Annotated in this window: 9 protein-coding genes and 2 pseudogenes; all 11 read right to left on the bottom strand. The window is 51.3% G+C overall.

Going from position 1 to position 17,486, the window contains the following annotated elements; genetic code table 11:
- Positions 1 to 1,898: pseudogene (locus VB081_RS05915) on the bottom strand (hypothetical protein); the annotation flags it as partial.
- On the bottom strand, positions 1,870 to 3,489 hold the full coding sequence (locus VB081_RS05910) for an Ig-like domain-containing protein (protein WP_323397864.1): 1,620 nt from the start codon (positions 3,487 to 3,489) through the stop codon (positions 1,870 to 1,872). The gene VB081_RS05910 and the pseudogene VB081_RS05915, both read right to left, overlap by 29 nt.
- Positions 3,490 to 3,852 carry an Ig-like domain-containing protein gene (locus VB081_RS05905; protein WP_323397865.1) on the bottom strand — a complete coding sequence of 121 codons (363 nt, stop codon included), beginning with the start codon at positions 3,850 to 3,852 and terminating at the stop codon, positions 3,490 to 3,492.
- 21 nt (positions 3,853 to 3,873) lie between these two features.
- Positions 3,874 to 4,899, bottom strand: coding sequence for a hypothetical protein (locus tag VB081_RS05900; protein ID WP_323399907.1), 1,026 nt, complete (start codon positions 4,897 to 4,899; stop codon positions 3,874 to 3,876).
- 144 nt (positions 4,900 to 5,043) lie between these two features.
- Positions 5,044 to 10,098, bottom strand: a complete 5,055-nt coding sequence (locus tag VB081_RS05895; RefSeq protein ID WP_323397867.1) for a cadherin-like beta sandwich domain-containing protein — start codon at positions 10,096 to 10,098, stop codon at positions 5,044 to 5,046.
- A gap of 16 nt (positions 10,099 to 10,114) precedes the next feature.
- Positions 10,115 to 11,056 carry a dockerin type I domain-containing protein gene (locus tag VB081_RS05890; protein ID WP_323397868.1) on the bottom strand — a complete coding sequence of 314 codons (942 nt, stop codon included), beginning with the start codon at positions 11,054 to 11,056 and terminating at the stop codon, positions 10,115 to 10,117.
- A gap of 50 nt (positions 11,057 to 11,106) precedes the next feature.
- Positions 11,107 to 12,144, bottom strand: coding sequence for an ECF transporter S component (locus VB081_RS05885; protein WP_323397869.1), 1,038 nt, complete (start codon positions 12,142 to 12,144; stop codon positions 11,107 to 11,109).
- Complete coding sequence (locus VB081_RS05880; protein WP_323397870.1) at positions 12,114 to 13,850, bottom strand: ABC transporter ATP-binding protein; 1,737 nt, start codon at positions 13,848 to 13,850, stop codon at positions 12,114 to 12,116. The genes VB081_RS05885 and VB081_RS05880 overlap by 31 nt, the downstream gene beginning before the upstream one ends.
- Positions 13,823 to 14,767 carry an energy-coupling factor transporter transmembrane component T gene (locus VB081_RS05875; RefSeq protein WP_090243933.1) on the bottom strand — a complete coding sequence of 315 codons (945 nt, stop codon included), beginning with the start codon at positions 14,765 to 14,767 and terminating at the stop codon, positions 13,823 to 13,825. Before VB081_RS05875 ends, VB081_RS05880 begins: the two co-directional genes overlap by 28 nt.
- Before the next feature lie 9 nt (positions 14,768 to 14,776).
- Positions 14,777 to 16,003 carry a DUF4430 domain-containing protein gene (locus tag VB081_RS05870; protein ID WP_323399906.1) on the bottom strand — a complete coding sequence of 409 codons (1,227 nt, stop codon included), beginning with the start codon at positions 16,001 to 16,003 and terminating at the stop codon, positions 14,777 to 14,779.
- 13 nt (positions 16,004 to 16,016) lie between these two features.
- Positions 16,017 to 17,486 (bottom strand): annotated as a pseudogene (locus VB081_RS05865) (hypothetical protein); the annotation flags it as partial.

Below are 17,486 nucleotides of genomic sequence, written 5' to 3'. Positions count from 1 at the left end.
GTGGGATTCACCGGCTCCGTACTGCCCGCCTTCTGGGCTAACAGAATGAAGTCTGAGAAGCTGGATACCTTAAAGGTGACAGTCTTCTTGGCCCCATTGTAGGTTCCGGCCAGGTTTTCCAATAGCTTTCCATCTTTAATATGGGCGATCTTCACCGTCGGGTTATCGCCATAGGCGCTAAGATCTGCACTGATGGTAATGGTGATGGGTTGATCAACGGTATTTCCTTTTAAATCTTCAACATGGATGGCCAGAGGCAGCACCACATCCATGCCGGTGTTGGCTTCCTGGGCAATCGCTGCACTCCCAGTGTCTGCCGTGTCAAGAACCAGCTTGTAATCCAAGGTCAGGCCATCGGCTGTGACCTTGGTCCCATCGGCCAGGGTGGGCTGATGGCGCTCGGCTTCTGCTTTTTCCACAGCGGTGTTAAAGCTGTCGAGGTCTGCCTTCATTTCTTCCTGAGTGGCCGCATCGAGTTTATCAATGGCCGCACGGGCAGCGTCCAAATCCGCCTGGGTTAAGTGATTCTTCTTGGCCGTCTCCATGGCGGCTTTGGCATCCGCCATGGCCTGCTGGCGTTCTTTCTCGGTCAGCTGGGCATTGGTCTTAATGGCATCCAGGGCGGTCTTGGCATCGGCCAGGGCCTGGGTGACCCCAGCCTGATCCACTGCGGTGTTAATGGCGTTGGTGCCTGCGGTAATGGCCGCGGTGAGCTCTGCCTGCTGGGCTTCCCGGTAATCTGCCGGTTTTTTATAGCCTGTCAGGTCTGCAATGGCGGCGGTTTTCGCATCCGCCAGCGCTTTTGCTTCCTCTGCCGTATACTGGGCATCTGTCTTTAAGGCATCCAGCTTCTGCCGGGCCTCCTTTAGGGCTGCGGCGATGTCGGTTTTATTGGCGGCGACATCAATGGCGGTGTTCCCCGCGGTGATGATTTCGGCCATTTCCTTCTGCTCCGCTGCCCGGTAATCGGCTTGATCCTTATAGCCTGCCAATGCGGTTTTGGCATCGGTCTTGGCCTGGGCCAGCTCTGCGGCGGCTTTGAGTTCCGTCATCTTCGTAACATCGGCACTCAGCTTGGTCTGATGTGCGTCATCCACCAGGGCCTTTTGGACGGTGGTGAGGGCATCGAAGGCGGCTTTGGCTTCGGCCAGGGCGGTTTCATCGGTGAGCTGTAAATCTGCGGCTTCTGGCAGGGCATCGATTTTCGCGATGACGGCCTGTACGGCTTCATCCATTGCCGGTTGTCGACGCTGAACATCACTCAAATCATATAAGTTGACAGACCCGGCTTTAATGCGACAATAGGCTTCGAGCGCATAGGTCGCTTGCTGGGTAGCCATTTCATTGGGCCGTTGGTCAGTCAGTAAGTATTTAAAGCCTCCAGATTCTATGCGATAACGCTCTAGACTGGTAATGGGATTCGCACCCGCTACAGTAAATCCATGGTCTGCCTTTGCTATATCCAGCTTCAATGCCGATAATGCTGTGATGATTTGAGCATCGCTATTGCTATTCCCATATCCTGCTGCGTTATCCATTGTCGTTTTAAGATAGTCCAAAGCCTTCGTAACCGCAGTTTGAACTGCCGGGTGGGCTTCATCATTGTAGGGTGCCAAAGCCGTGAGACACATTGCAGTCATATCCGGACTGCCTGAACCGGTACCCCCAAGAGTAAAGCCTCCGCCTGCTTCATCCTGATACGTCAACAATGTTTCAAGCAGACGATTCCTGGACCAATTTGCCCCTTCGGGTACTACCGTCCCTTTTGCATCGAGGGCGATCAGTGCGAAAGCCACATCATTGGACCCCATGGTTGCGAGTTGATCGGAATAATTATATAATTTATCATAAAGATTGACGCCACGGACATCAGACGCATCGTAGCCGATGGACTCCATGGCTAAAATGACCCGAGATATCCGTGGACTTTTTCCCAAAGGATGCTTCGGCCACTTTTCCGGAAGCGCTTTTAATGTAAGCTTGAATGTTTTCTTCTGATACCGTCACTCCAGAGCGGGCTAATGCAAAGATGTTCCATTCATTACCATAGGCGTTTTTTCCAATGGCTTCACCCGAAAGATAGCTCTGGCCGCTTTCAATACCAGCCTTGGCTAACGCATCGACATCGACTTCCACAGCCTGGCCTGTCACTGTCACCGTAAAGCTCACAGGCTGCGCTCCACCGGTCGTATCCCATGGGGTTCCCGTTACTGTTACGGTTCCTTCTTTGAGCGGGGTGATGGTATGGTTTGTTTTTTTATAAGCATTCGTTGCTTCGATCCCGCTCTGGACCTGAACGATGCCTGCTTCACTATAAGTCCAATCCATACGCTGCTCAGTGCTATTGGCTGGGCTGAAAGTGATGGGCAGTGTTTTTGTCCCTTCCGAAAGCACCAAATTGATTTCGCTCTGATCCACGGCTACGGCTGTCACTTTGTTTTTATATTCAAAGCGAATTACGACATCTTTTTTCACCGCCGGATTAGCATTACTCGTGACAGTAAAACGCGCGGTTCCCGCCTTGACCGGCAAAAATCCATTTACATGCTCGACCTTGAAATAAGCAATCTCCGGATCATAGCTCGTCCATGTCACGCCACGGTTAGTCGCATTATCGGGTTTAACCTGAACATCGTATCGCTGCCCTATACCACTGTTATAGATCCCTGTGTACTCATTTCCATTGGGATTCCAATCATCAATGAAATAAGTGTCCTGCGTCGTGACTACCATATCTGTAACATTAATATACGCTGCTTCAACATCGAACTGCTTTTTAACCGCCGTATTGAGTAAACTGACAGTAATCTTCGCACTGCCTGATCCCGATAGATTAAAGGCGGTATTTTTTGTGCTCGTTCCAAAATTCACATTTGATGAATCACTGGTACAGGTAATCGCATAAAAGGGAACATCGACCAACAATTGACTATTGGCCCTGCGCCCCTTGACAACGATGGTCTTGGTCTCACTCTCCGTAAGGGCAAGTGGCGTTTTCCCCATTTCGACGCCATCCACATAAGCATACAAGACGTCGATGGTGCTGGGGATGATCTTCACCTGGAAATCGACAATATGCATTTCTTCCCCGTAAAGAGTACCTTCATCAATGACCCAACCCGTGGCAGTCCCCGTTTTATTCAACATGACTTCTCCAGTTCCCGCAAAGATATTAAAGGTACTGGTTCCACTTGTCGGATCCACTGTATTCTTCCAGTACGGGGTTGCCTGGCTACCTTCTAGTACAAAGCGGCCTTGGTCACTTTGTTCAAGAACGAACTGGCCATCCTCCCCTACTTCTTGTATCTCACCATTCTTGTACTGAAAATATACCTGAGGTGTCTGAACAGCAGGTCTGGCATCGACGGTTGTCCCGACGATATCGCCCGATGCTGCGGTAATCGTCGTGGTGCCCGTGTTTACACCCGTCACCCGTCCATTGGCATCGACCATGCCAATTGCCGTATCCCCACTGCGCCATTCAACCATTTAATTCGTAGCGTCTTGGGGAGATACCGTCGCCGTCAATTGAAGGGATTTCCCCATAACAAGGCTTTGATCCTGTTCATTTATGGTGATTCCGGTAACCGGAATCATACCTTCCTCCACCGTGATGATACAGTTTGCTGTTTTACCATTCACGGTTTCTGCAGTAATCGTCGTTTTCCCCACAGCATTCGCCGTGACAATCCCCATATCGGTGACGCTGGCGACAGCTTCGTCCCCAGAGGTCCATACAATGGTTTGATCACTCGCGTTTTCTGGAGAGACAGAAGCCACCAACGTCGTCCGGCCGCTGACCTTCAGTGTTGCTTCGGAAGGCGTCACCGTCACGCTATCTGGATCGACCACCTGCTTAAGCTCTGCAATCTTTTACTCTGCATCAGCCAGTTTTTTCAGCTTTGTCCCGTTGAAATCTGATCGATTCGCACGGATTAATGCCGTGTAGGCATTTCGTGCAATAATCACACCCTCTTCATCCGCTAAAGTTAAACTATCCACACCTGGCAAAGCATCAATCAGCTCAACGACCAGTGCTTGCGTGCGGGTGTTGAGCTCCGTCAGAGCGGTTTTGAACTCTGCCTTGGAAGCATCCTTGGCAATCATCGCTGCCATAGCCTCCACTTTGGTCTGGAGTGTGTTCAGGCTATTCTGCGCGCTTGAAGGATAATAGTCATAATCCTTTTTCATTTCCTGCAAACATTTTTGGGCCGATGTATAATCTTTTCCACTGTTTGCGCCGTACATTGATCCGGAATCTGGATAGCTTGATGAATATAATTGTATGAACTCCGGAAAATCATACCACAATCCAAAACCGAGCTGCGCATTGAGCTCAGGAGTTTCCTTTCTCAATACCTTACACTGTTTTGAACCAATGGCACATCCAAAACTGTAAAATTCTCTTGCATTTTCAAAATCAGCAGAGCTGAAATCTTTTTCTTCCACTGGCAGAACTTTGGATAATTCACGCATTCTTGCCATGATATTTTCTACACTTTTCACAATGACCTTAACCGAGGTGCTTTCCCCTGTACAGCTTACCGTAATGGTTGCTTCACCCTCGGAATGGGCCTTTATGGTATTTGTACTTCCCAGCTCATAGTGATCCGTTTTTTCGATTGTCGCTACTGCTGCGTTGCTGCTCTCCCATACTATGGGTGTATCTTGTAATGCATCAGGGCGGGTGACCACAGCCTTGAGGTCAGAATATTGAGTTTCCTCGCCATCCGTACTCAGAAAAACGGTATGAATTCTGGCATTATCACTATCCTCCAGAAAAAGCATTGGCCGTGCCGGATTCGTTGCGGCCCAAATTATCTCACAGGACAAGACGGCCACCCCGATTATCACTAGCCAACACAAAAGTGTCCGCCCTACGATATTGATTGATTTCATATATCTATCCATTTCCCTTCCATTCACGTTGTTTTTTTATGCTATTACTTACCTTTTTCCCTTCTCCTCGAGAAGGGGGTGTTAAGACATCTCGAGCGAAGCGGTAGGCTCATTATAAAATGAACCTACCGCTCACTGTTTCCTTTAATCTTGCTTCTGTTTCCGAACCAAAATTGCCATTCCACAGACAGCGGCAAAAATCAATATTCCTGCAAAGGCGGTATTTAAATTTCCTTCTGTGATACCCGTCGCTGTATTTTTAGTCGAGTTCGTGCCATCGGCCGCAATATTTCCGGCCCCAGTCGTATTCTCGATTGGTAATTTTTCCGCCATAACCATGAAGTCAGAGAAGCTCTTGGTGATGAAGGTCACGGTTTTGGCATTGGCATCATACTGGGCATCCAGAATCTCAACTTTACCATCTTTCAATACATGGGCCACCTTGATGGATTCGGTTTTATAACCGGTCAAATCACAGGAGATGGTGACCTGATAGCCATTTTTAGCCAATTCTGCTTTTTGATCATCCGTCATCTGATCTTCATTGATGCTGATGCCGATTCCCAGGACGAGGTCCTTCCCGGTGAGCTTAGCCTTGGCTTTTTCAATATTTTCCGTTGTCACTGTTTTGATTTCTTCCAGCGCGATGTTCAGGGGCAGCATCTTGCCGTCCTTATCACTAATGGCAGCGGCTAGCTTTTTGCCATCTTCCGTCGTGACATCCGCTGTTTTGGTATGCTGTTCCGCACTCTTAGTATTTAAAGCAGTGTCCATGGCCGATTTTTTGGCATCGGCTTTACCCTTCGCTGCTGGGCTGAGTGCATTGTAAGCGGTTATGGCTTCATTATAAGCATCCAGTGCCGTTTCAGATTTTTCATTGATGGCGCCAATGGCCTGGGACATCTTATCAATGACCGGCTTGGCTTCCGCTTCGGCCTGGAGGTCTGATATTTTAGCTTCGGCGGCCTTGAGGGTTTCCAGATTCTTCACATAGACCTTCTGATCAGCGGTTAGCGCTTCGTAGGCGGTCCGGGCTTCTGTTACTGCCGTTTCGTTTTCCAAGGTCAGCTGGTCTGCGGCGGGCAAGGCGGCGATTTGTGCATCGATTTTCGCTGCGGCTGCCTGATCTTCTTCCACCTTGTACTGGGCATCGGTCTTGATGCCGTCCAGGGCGGTTTTCCCGGAAGCTAAGGTTGTTTTTACTCTTTCTTTTGCTCCGGATAAATCGTTGTTGTCAATGGTAATGGCGCGGATTTGTTCGCTGTAGCTTTGGATGGTCTGATCGAGTTGTGCCTGTTCTGCATCACGATAATCTGCCTTATTTTTATAATTCTTCAGTTCCTCGATGGCGGCATCCTGAGCCGTTTTTAAGTCTGCGGCTTCTTCGATGTCATACTGGGCATCGGTCTTGATGGCATCGATGGTGGTCTTGGCTGCTGCCAAAGCCGTATTGATGCCTTCTAAATCAGTGGCCTGATTGATGGCTGCTTTTCCATCAGCAATGGCATTGGCTAAGAGCGCTTTTTCAGCATCCCGGTATAAATCCGCGGATTTATAGCTTTCCAGGGTAGTACCGGCGGTTTCCTTTGCCTGCTTCAGCGCAACAAGCGCGTCGTAGGTGCTGCGGGCATCCAGAAGAGTCTGGTAATTCGTGACCTGTGCCTGTTCTTCTGCGCTCAGGGCCTTATAGCCAGCTTCGGCATTTTCAATGGCGGCCTTGCTGTCCAGGGTAATGGTGCCAAGAGCATCAATTTCTGCTTCCAGTTTACCGACGGCAGAGAAGCCAACGGCCAAAATGTTCCCGGAATCATTTTTGTAGTATAAGGTGCCGTCGGTTCCAGCGATGATGCTGCAGGTGCAGTATTGTGCAAAGCCCTTGGCATCATAGAGATCCACTTTTTTAGCACTGCTTCCATCAGCTTTGGCTTCGATCATGGCGATGCCGCCAGGATTCATGTTATAGGTCGAGTAGAAATAGAGATTGCCATTACTTTCTTCATAGGCGGTGCTTAAAAGCATGGAGCACTGGGGATAGCCTACTAAATCTACGGTGTAAATACTATCCAGTGTCCCGGCGTCACAGGCGACGAATTTGCCGGCAGATCCGACACCGCCACCCATACCGAAGTAGACACGGCCCTTGTACACGACTGGCGTACTGGTGCTCTGTCCACCGATTTCCGGATAATTCTTCGATGTCAGGTTCGTGATGTTGCCCTGGGCATCCACATCCGCACGGCAGAGGTAACCGTTTTTCGTGGTGAAATAAATCTTCCCTGCGTCATAGGTGATGGTGGATCGCTGATCACCCATGCCTGTGAGCACCGTATCACTGATTAAATCGCCATTAATCCGATTAAGTGCCAATAGATGGCTGTCACCATTATAGCCATTGGCGCCGTCATCCGTCCCGATGATGAGGGCATCTCCGACGACCACGGAACCCGCCCAATAGAATCCACCGGCCTGGGTGTGACGCCAGGTAGCCGTTTTCGCTTCATCGGTCTTGCTGGCATCTTCATCCGATGCGCTCAGACAGACATAGTTTGCATCCTTTGCTTCAGAATTCCAGAATCCTGTGTAGAGGTAGCCATCAGCATAGGTGATGGGAGAAAGGGCTTGTCCCTTCAGGGGATCGGTATACACCCAGAGGGATTCCAGGGTGGTGGCATTGAAAGCCTGGACGGTTCCTCCGCCCAACTGGATGAAGATCATCCCATCCGCATAAACCGGAGCACTATAGGCAAAGCTGGGGCTTTGAACCATGTCGCCCTTTGCCAAAACCTTACCGGTCTGTAAATCCAGTTTGTAGATATTCTTGTTGACCCCGGTAATGAGGGTATTGTCTACGATGATCTGAGGGGTTGGAGATGCACTCCAGCCGGTTCCCAGTTTCTGGGACCAAAGCAGTGCCGCACCATCAGCGCTTTTCGGTGTCTTGGCCGTGGTAATACCATTGTTCTGGTCATTTCCCCGGAAGTTCTTCCAATCGGCACTGACGGAGGCCGGGTTGGCTGCTGCTTTTTCCAGGTTGACCGTCAGGCTGCCGCCAGCTGCCGGAACATCTCCGGTTTTTGCCACATAGCCGGTCTTGGTCACCGTATAGGTATAGGTCTGTGTTCCAAACATACCTTTGTACGTGCCATCAGCTAAAGCCTTCTGCTCAGCGCCTTGGGCATCGTAAACCTTGACCACTGCATCGCTGGGTGTGGTCGTGATTCTTAAGTTGGCCGCCGCTACGCGGTTTAATGCCAGGGTATAGGTTTTGCTAAGGGCCTTATCTCCGGAACCTGCCGTGACCTGGACATCAACCTTGTCCGCCGAACTGATATCGACATCCTTAGCACTCTGTCCATTGTAAGTCACGGTGTAGGCTGCATCCTTAGGCGTTGCCATGACTGAAAGGGTTTTGGCATCCTGTGGCAGCGTAACGGAGTAATCCGTAGTTGCCGATGAAAACTTCTTATCCAGGTAGACGGTGGCGTCATCCGCCTTTACAGATAAATTACTCAAAGTGGGCACTACATCCACATTCAGTACATAGGTTTGCTGCCCTTTATCGGATCCTTCCGGCGGGGTGACTACCAGCTGCAGCTGGTTTTTCCCAGGAACCAGGCAATTGGCCCATTTAGAACTACCGGAGGTCCAGGTGATATCCGCTTCTTCATTGCCCCACTTCAGTTTGACAGTGGCACCGCTTTCTTCTGGCATGGCACGGAAACGAAGTTGGTAGATACTATCGCTTTGTGCGGCCAGATCATAGCTGATGGTTTCAGCATCGAACAGTGGTGCTTCACCAAAATCATCGCCCTTATTCTGTAATAAGGTAGTGGTCTTATTAGGACTGGTGCTGGTGTGCACGATCAGGGATTTCAAATTGCTCGTGGCATGTTTTACTGTAACGGTGTAGGTTTCTGCGGCGACCTTTTCACCGCCACTATAGCCATTGTTCATAGAAGGCCAGCTGGGATCGCCATCAACGATGGTGATGATGCTGCCATCTTCAACAGGGATAGACTGGCTTCTGAGGTATTCTTTTCCTTCTGTCTGGGTTCCCAGATAGGTGTGAACCTGGAAATTCTTATTGGCAGCGGTAGGGGTGATTTTCACACTGGATACCCCTGCCGGAATGTTTAAGGTGTAGTTCTTTGTTTCAGCATCGAAGGCCGGGCTTAAGGTGCCGGCATCGGTTGTGAGGGCTGAAAGGGTTTTGGTATTATTACTCCAATCCCCGCCAACATCTGTTCCGCCGGTTTTAGAATACACGACCTTAATCTGCTGGCCATCCTTTAAGGTGCCATCCGCCGGCGTATATTGGTTGAGGGGGTTATTGGTAAACCAATCTTCGATGGTGGCCATCCAACCGGCATAGTCGGCACCAACGCCTGCGCCTAAACCATTAATTTTTGAAATATACCCACCTTTTTCTTCCAGGGTATAATCGCCAAGGGCTGTCTGCACGGCGCTTAACACCGTGGACGTAGATGTGATCTCCACATCCTTGTCCACCAGTACTCCGGTGAAAGCCGCACCCTCTGCCGCCGTTGCCTTTTGATTTTCGACGGTGACGTGGACGGTGCCGGCGGGCTTTGGTGCCTCAGGGATGGATACGCTTGCCGCTGTGTCTAATTTAGCTGTTCCCAGTGTAACCAGGATATCCCTATTACTGGTTGTTGGGTCTTTCTGGAATCCAAGGTCTCCATCGCCCAGGGTAATATCTGCCTTTGCTTTTAAGTTAAAGGTTGCGACGAGATATCCACCTTCTGATGACGCATCAATATAACGATAATTAGGCGTTTCATTCGTGGTCGTCAAAACCAGGGAATTGGTTGATTTATCTGCAATACTGAACGAGTAACCAAGGGTGCCATTGGTATCATTCTGACGGTACATATAGTCTTCATCGTCGTCAAAAATGCCGTTTTTATCAGTGCTTGAATAGTAACTTGTCGAGATATTATCTTTTAAACCGGCCCCAGCAGGTGCCAGCTTTTCAGTATTATATTTAAGCATCACCCCGACATCTGAAAATCCCGTATCTGAAATAATCAGCTTAACCGGAACGGTTTCCCCCTGGCTGTAGCTGGATTTGTCGACTTTTAAGGTCGCTTTGGAATGATCCGCAGCGAACACCGATATCCCCACGGCTGACAGCGCCATTAGGCAAATGATTAATACCGCTAAGATTCTTTTTTTCATTCTGATCTCCTTTTAATTAAATCTGTTTTCCAAAATTCGATTTTACCACTCGTAAATCGGATACATTGACAAAACCGTCAAAATCGACATCGCCATTTTGCCCTGTTTGGACGGATTGACCAAAGTTGGATTTTACGATTCTAAGGTCACTAACATTCACGTAGCCGTCCCCATCCGCATCACCAGTGACAGCAGAGGCTTCATCTAAATGGTTAAGGTTCGCTAGTGCTGCGTCCACATCGGTCTGTTTGGATTCGATATTCTTCAGCAGCGCCAAGGCATCGTCATACTTTTTCTGATTCTCACCATAGCTTAAAACCGAGGCTTTATCACTCATGGCATTAATTTCCGCCACTCGCCAGGTCAGGGCATCCTTATTGGCCGCCACGACAAGGGGTTCTGCTGAGCTCCAATCCTGGGGCTCGGCCAGATCCGCACCATAGCCATAAACGGTGAACTGCCAGCGCATGACGGTCCCTTCATCGACAAGGGCGTCTGACGCACTTGTGTTGATGAATTTGTTATTGACTGAAATCATCCAGCCTGACATATTATAAAAATCAAATTCTCCCAACCATCCATCATCCTGGGCATCCAGAGTTCCGCCTTTGGCCGCGATTGCCGCTTTAATATACTGGGGGCAGTCTGGGATTTCGCCCATTCCTGGATCGCCATCCTTTATCTGGGCCAGATAAAAGCTGCTGTCGATGGTACCAGTGTTTTCATAATTTCCTTGGCCTAACCGATCCGTAACAATTTTCGAGACACGCGTCCCTTTAGGGACCTTAATGAGGGTAGGCTCGATGGTGTACCCTTTCCCTAAGGTGAATTTTTCGACGGTCAGACAGACCGTTACCTGATCCGCTGTCCCCTCCTCCGCAAAAGCCAACGGACTTAAGCCGCCTAAAAGCAGGAGTACCGCCAGGCCCAAGCACAGAATCCTCTTCCAATTCTTCATAAATTACCCTTCCTTCCATTATTTCTATATTTGGTTTTTTTCAAAATCATTTATTCCTCCATCAATCCATACTTCAGCTTGATCCGTTCCAGCTTCTCAATCATGGGCTGGGAGAAGATGGATAAAAAGAAGATGGTGGCGATGGCATGGACCAGGTCAAAGGGCAGACCCGTGGCCAGGTAGGATAAGACCACCGGCCAGCTCAGGGACTTGGACCACATCAAGGCGGATGCCAGATTCATGATGGGTCCAAATATGCAGAGGGCCGTTATCCCGCCAAAAATGCATAAGGGCAGCTTACTGGTACCCAGCCACCCCCGCTTAAAGCAGATACCCGCTAAAAACCCGATGATGCCGAAGGCAAACATCTGCCAGGGTGTCCAGGGCCCCTGTCCGAAAAAGAAATTGGACACGAAGCCGGTGACCGCGCCTACCAAGAAGCCAGACTCCCCGCCAAAGCAGACCCCGGCGATGATGACAAAAGCAATAATGGGTTTGAATTGGGGAAGCATGAAAAATGCGGCCCGGCCGGACACGGCGATGGCCGCCAGTGTGGCAATGACCACCAGCTCTCGGGCCTGGGGCTTCCGGCCTTCAAAGGAAACCAGAAAGGGGATCATGGTCTCGATAATGATGACCAAGCTGACGATATAATATTTCCGGTCGCCCCCAAAGCGGATCCCCGCCCAAATGGTCAGGGGAATAGCCACCAGGATCATTGCAGCACACAGCCAGGTCCGCTTTCCGATGCGGTGGTCCTTGGGTGCAGCCACCGGCGGCCCGGCATCCACATGGGGTTTTAAATACTGGGTTCCGATGACCACAAAGATGAAGCACATAAAGACACTGGAATAATATTTGCTGCTCCCCAGGTAGGTAAAGCAGAGCCAGCTTCCGCCGGCACAAGCCAGCAGGATGGCGGTCCAGACCAATAGTATTTTCTGCTTCGTCGGGCGGTTATCCCGCAGGCGTTTACGCACCGGGGGTGCTGCCGGACCTGGGCTTCCGGTGGAGGACGTCCCCACTACCTTCAGCACGGCCTGTCCTTCGACCGCCTTTAAAGCGCTATTTTTTCCGTTCGTTGCCACGTCGGTTCCTCCCCTGCATTTTCCTGGCACAGCGCAATGACATCCTCCGCCGTCACGGCGTTTTTAAACAGATGGCGGTTCATGCGGTTGGCCGAGGTGGTGTAAAAGCTGTTGCCCGCGAAAAATTCCCGGGGGCGGCCGGTGGTCACCAGGCTGCCGTCGAAGAACAATCCGCACCGATCGGCGAATCGAGCACAGAATTCCACATCGTGGGAAACCATGATGATGGTGACTCCCTGGGTTTTTTGCAGGTTTTTCAGGATCATCCCCAGTTCCAGCTTATAGTGGTTATCCAGCCCCTTGGTGGGTTCATCCAGAATCAAAACCTCTGGCTTCATGAGAAGGATTTTCGCCAGGGCTAGGCGCTGCTGCTCCCCTCCGCTTAAATCATAGGGGTGCCGGGCCAGTAAATCCTCCAAATGGGTGAGCCCGATGACTTCATCCACCCGGGTATCCTTTTCATCAATGGACAGCTTTTTTTCATTGAGCATTTCGTATAAATCCAGCTCCACATTCTTTTTAACGAAAAGGCTCTGGGGGTTTTGGGGCATGACCCCTAGGATCTGCTGGTAAAGTGCCACCCGATCGTATTTTTTCAGGGGCGTGCCCTTGAGCTTGATCTTCCCCCGGTAGGGTTCCCGGATGCCGGAAAGCAGGGAGAGGGTCGTTGATTTTCCGGTGCCGTTCCCCCCCACCATACAGAACATTTCCCCCCCATAGATATCAAGGCTCAGGCCCCGAACCACATCCGGCAGGTGCCGCTCATACTTGAACCACACCTCCTTCATGCTGATAAGCGGCTCTTTGCCCTTCTGGGGAATGGCAGATTCGGGCAGGGGGCTTTCCGCCACAGCATCGATACCGATGGGCTGATCCTTTAAATAGCCATCGATCCATCGCCGACCCTCCCGGACGGTGATGGGCCAATCCTCTAAATCATCGGCTACCCCGGCGCAGATCTGCATGGGGGCCGGCATGGCCACGAACATATCGTGGCCCATGGCTTTTAAGTGGCTGCCCACCCGCCTCGGGGTATCGCAGGCGACGATGCGCCCGCCGTCCATCACCACCGCCCGGTCAGCAGCCGGCAGGACTTCCTCCAGCCGATGCTCGGATAAAACGATGGTGGTCCCCAGGTCCCGGTTGAGCTTTTTGATGGTGCCTAAGAAGTCCGCCGCGGCGATGGGGTCCAGCTGGCTGGTGGGCTCATCCAGAATCAGGAGGCTGGGCTGAAGGGCCATGATGGAGGCCAGGTTGAGGAGCTGCTTCTGTCCCCCGGAAAGCTCGGTCACATTGCGCATAAACCAGTCCTGTATGCCAAAGTAGGAGGCCATCTCAGCCACCCGCAGACGGATGGTCTGGTTGTCATATCCCAGGCTTTCCAGCCCAAAGGCCAGCTCATGCCAAACCTTATCGGTCACAATCTGGTTATCCGGGCTTTGGAGGACATAGCCAATCTGGGCGCTCTGGGTGCGATCATCCACCGCTGTAAGGGGTGTCCCATTGAAGATCAGCTGGCCATCCCGGTCGCCATGGGGAGTCAGGACTGTTTTGAAATGGCGCAGCAGAGTGCTCTTCCCACAGCCCGATGCCCCGCAAAGGACGATGAACTCGCCTTGGTCAATACAAAGATTGATATCATCAAGGGCCAGTTTTTCGGCTTCGGGATAACTAAAGGTCAGATGTTGGATATCGAATAATGCCATGGCTGCTCCTTACTTTCGCTGGCAGCTGCACCTTTAGTCAGCTGCTTCCATTTAATGCCCTCTGCCACATCGACAAAGACCGGCATGAGGCAGAAAACCAGATAAATCACATAAACGCTGATGGACAGAGGGGTGAAGGCCGAGTATTTAATGACCGGGTTGTAAGAGGCGTAGGCTAAGCCACCCATCACCCCACCGGTGACGATAAGGAAAAGGACCAGCATGATGCCCCCCACCCATTTGTCCCGGGTATCGAAGGTAAAAATGGAGAAGCTGGTCCGCCCCTTTAATCCATAGCCCCGGGCCTTCATGGAATCGGCGGTGTCAATGGCGTTTTCCAGGGCCCAGGTCACCATGATGGACAGGATGTTAATGGCATTGCGCGCCCGCTGCCAGACATTGCCAGCGCCGATATCCCGACCGATGCATTTCTGCCCCTGGGTGATGACGGACAGCTGGGCCTTGAATTTCGGCACGAAGCGCAGGACCATGGAAAGTACCAGGGAGAGCGCCGGAATCACCCGTCCGAAGAGATAGATGAATTTATCCGAGGTCATGATGGTGTTGTAGCAGGCGAACCAAACAATGACCTCGATGAACATGACGGCCATGACTATCCCGTAAACAATGGATTCCAGGGTCATGGGATTACCTGTGGGCCAGTAACCTAAGATGGTCACTCCCCCGTGGTTAAACAGGGGATTGATGAGGGCCACTAAGAACAGCATGGGCAGCATGCCCACCAGATTAAATTTCAGGGAGCGGCGGGTCCCCAGCAGAACCAGGGAATAAATCACCGCCCCCAGCAATGAGATCACTAAAAACGCCGGGTGGTTGAAAAACATTGAGAACAGCAGGACCACCGCGAAGTAAAAGAAATTGATGACCGGATGATAGGTTGAGAAGGCATCTTCCATCGTGCCACCCTAAAAGTGTTGGCCGAGGTCTGCCCCCAGGTCACAGGTATAATTCCAGGTGATGGTATCCCCTTCTTTGACCAGGTAGCGGCTGCAGCCGTAATTGGGGTACCAGCCATTGACCTCGTACATCCACCCGGAGACCTCGCCGCAGTCGAATTCGTACAGGTTGTTGATGCCTTCAATATAGTTGGAACCGTAAATGGGAGTGTAGCTGTATTCCATCTGGATGCCCGCGTTGCGCATTTCCCGGGCCAGCACATCGTAGACCATCTCACCCGGATGATAGGCCACCTGCTTATAGGCGAAGATGGTGCCATCCTTGGGCTGATAGGGTTCCTTTTCCGGATTGAGGTAAGGATAATACTGGGCTTTCCAGATATTATCGCAGCGTACCTCCAGGGTACAGTATTTGGTGGTGCCTTCATCAATGGTGACATTGGCCGGCTCCACCGGGCCAGGCTGCCCCGAGGGGATTTTATCCAGCTGGGTATTATAGCCGTCCATGGCACCGGAATAATTGGCGTCCTCATCGATGATGTTCTGCTTCTTCGCCTGTCCCGCAGCTTTAGCTGCCGCCTTTTCTTCATCCGTCAGCACCACGGTTTCCGTTCCCAGGGTTTCCCCCTCCACCTGGGTGCTGGACACGAGGTAGAACTGTCCTTTGGCCACGGTAAGGCCAAAGTTGACCTGGGTGGTTTCAGTACTATTATCCATTTTAACGGTCCCCACCTTATTAAGGTTCGTACCGTCTAAATTGTACAGATCAATGCTCTGGCAGTCCCACTTGGTGGGCAGGACCAGCCGCAGGTTATACTTTCCGGGAACCCCGGGGTTATCGGCAAAGTTGAAGCCCTGGACCTGAACGGAGCTGGTGGCCGCCTGAACCTGGGTGGCCACATCGTTATTCAGCCCCATGGCGATATTGAAATCCATGGGGGTGGAAATATCCGCGCCATTGAAGGTCCAGACATAATTGACATTATCCACCGTCCCGGGGTAAATATCTGTATTGACCGTATTTTTCAGTTCGTCAAAGAAAGCTTTTTTAATGATTCCGCCTTCTGGATAGGCATACTGTTCCGTTTTCCCCCCAGCATTACTGACAGTGGTTACCGGATTATCGCACCCGGCAAGGGTGACGGCCATCCCGAACAGGATGAACAGCGACAACAGCACCCCAAAAATCTTTTTCTTTTTCATTTTTACATCCTCCCTCTTTTGTGCTTTGGCCACTTGCGGCCTGATCCTACATTTTTAATTTTTTCCGGTGGCGGACCTCAATGGCGATTAAAAGGCCGATACTGTAAAGGACTGCCATGGTCCCCAGGCCAATGGCGAAGGGCGCCGCTCCGGCTTTTACCTTTTGTCCCAGCTCATACCAGAAGGAGGTCAGGGTATCCGTCCCCGTTTTCAGCTTCCCGGTTCCTGTAATATCGACCATGCCAATACCGGATTGCCCTAAGGTAAGGCCGTGATCTACGATTTTACCTGATGTTCCCGTGGTGTTTATGCTTTTTCTCGTACTGCTGAAGCTTCCACTGGCGCCGGCATCGCTGATGGCGGACGATCCGGTCCCAATGGACGCCCCCCCTGAACCACCTGGCGTTACCATAGACTTGTTCTCTGAGACATATCCGAAAATACCCGTATCCGACGTCTCAAAGGTCACATAGCGCCGATCCACAGAAATGGTCATATTGGTGGTCTTAGCCACCACCTCATCGCCAATGGTATAGCCATTGACCTTGACACCCGCCAGCATGGATTTACTGGTTTCAGGCACCTCCATCTGAATTTTAATGGGGTCCACTGGGTGATAGGCCGTTGTCAGATCATCTGCCAAAGTATTGGTGAGGGTGATGTCATTGACCTGGAGCAGGTTCTCCCGATTACCCAGACTGCTTTCTATTTTCTTCACGGTTTCTTCATCCAGATTCTCCACGCTCAGTGCCACATACCAGGGCAGATCACTGTAAATGGTGAAGGTTTTGGGGTAAACCCGGCTTCCATCCACATCGGAATAGGTCTGAATGACTCGCTGGTTGATGTTCTTTACGGCTGCCTGGCAGTAAGCCAATTTCTGCTTTTCCGCCGTGGTCAGCAGGGTCTTGTCCAGATAGGCGGCTTCCGCCGGGGTAAGCTGTGCGATGGCCCGACTGACGAAGACGACCGCATCACGATCCGCCGCCTTAAAGGCTCCCGGGGAGGGTAGATTCTGAATCCGTTCCTGTATGCCGGATGGCGTCATCCCCTGGTAAATCTCGTAGGTGGCGGTTAAGGTGTGGGTATGATCCACCGTCACGGATGCCGTCACCGTCGCCCGGGACGCATCGTCTCCCATTCCCATGGCGGCAAGATCCGCGGCACTCAAGGTGCTGGCATGGACGGTGACATTGCCTTCGGCATCAACCTCTGCCGTTTTTTCACTGGTGTGGTTTTCCACGCTCCAGGTCACGGCACTGACATCCGGCGTTCCGGTGGAATCCACACTGGCTGAAAGCTTGATTTTTGATTCTTTCTCAGATGAGAAAACCCCCTCCTCCGCATTAAGATACATCCCCATCACCGTCGCCGGTTCGATTTCAATATCCGTCATATCAAAAATCTGGGTTTTATTTTCTGATACCCGCTGATGGCTGATCAGGGCTTCCATCCCCTGGTCCGTAGCCATGGCATCCCGGACGCCGGCGGCGGCACCGCCATTATCCCCTCCTCC

This window comes from Christensenella sp. (assembly GCF_034927525.1).
Classification (GTDB): Bacteria; Bacillota; Clostridia; order Christensenellales; family Christensenellaceae; genus Christensenella.
This window is presented reverse-complemented; position numbering and strand designations above follow the sequence as displayed.

Bases quoted from the DNA above. Each gene is read 5' to 3' on its own strand.
- VB081_RS05875 (WP_090243933.1), bottom strand. From the start codon at position 14,767: ATGGAAGATGCCTTCTCAACCTATCATCCGGTCATCAATTTCTTTTAC.
- VB081_RS05890 (WP_323397868.1), bottom strand. From the start codon at position 11,056: ATGAAGAATTGGAAGAGGATTCTGTGCTTGGGCCTGGCGGTACTCCTG.
- VB081_RS05895 (WP_323397867.1), bottom strand. From the start codon at position 10,098: ATGAAAAAAAGAATCTTAGCGGTATTAATCATTTGCCTAATGGCGCTG.
- VB081_RS05900 (WP_323399907.1), bottom strand. From the start codon at position 4,899: ATGAAATCAATCAATATCGTAGGGCGGACACTTTTGTGTTGGCTAGTG.
- VB081_RS05910 (WP_323397864.1), bottom strand. From the start codon at position 3,489: ATGGTTGAATGGCGCAGTGGGGATACGGCAATTGGCATGGTCGATGCC.
- VB081_RS05880 (WP_323397870.1), bottom strand. From the start codon at position 13,850: ATGGCATTATTCGATATCCAACATCTGACCTTTAGTTATCCCGAAGCC.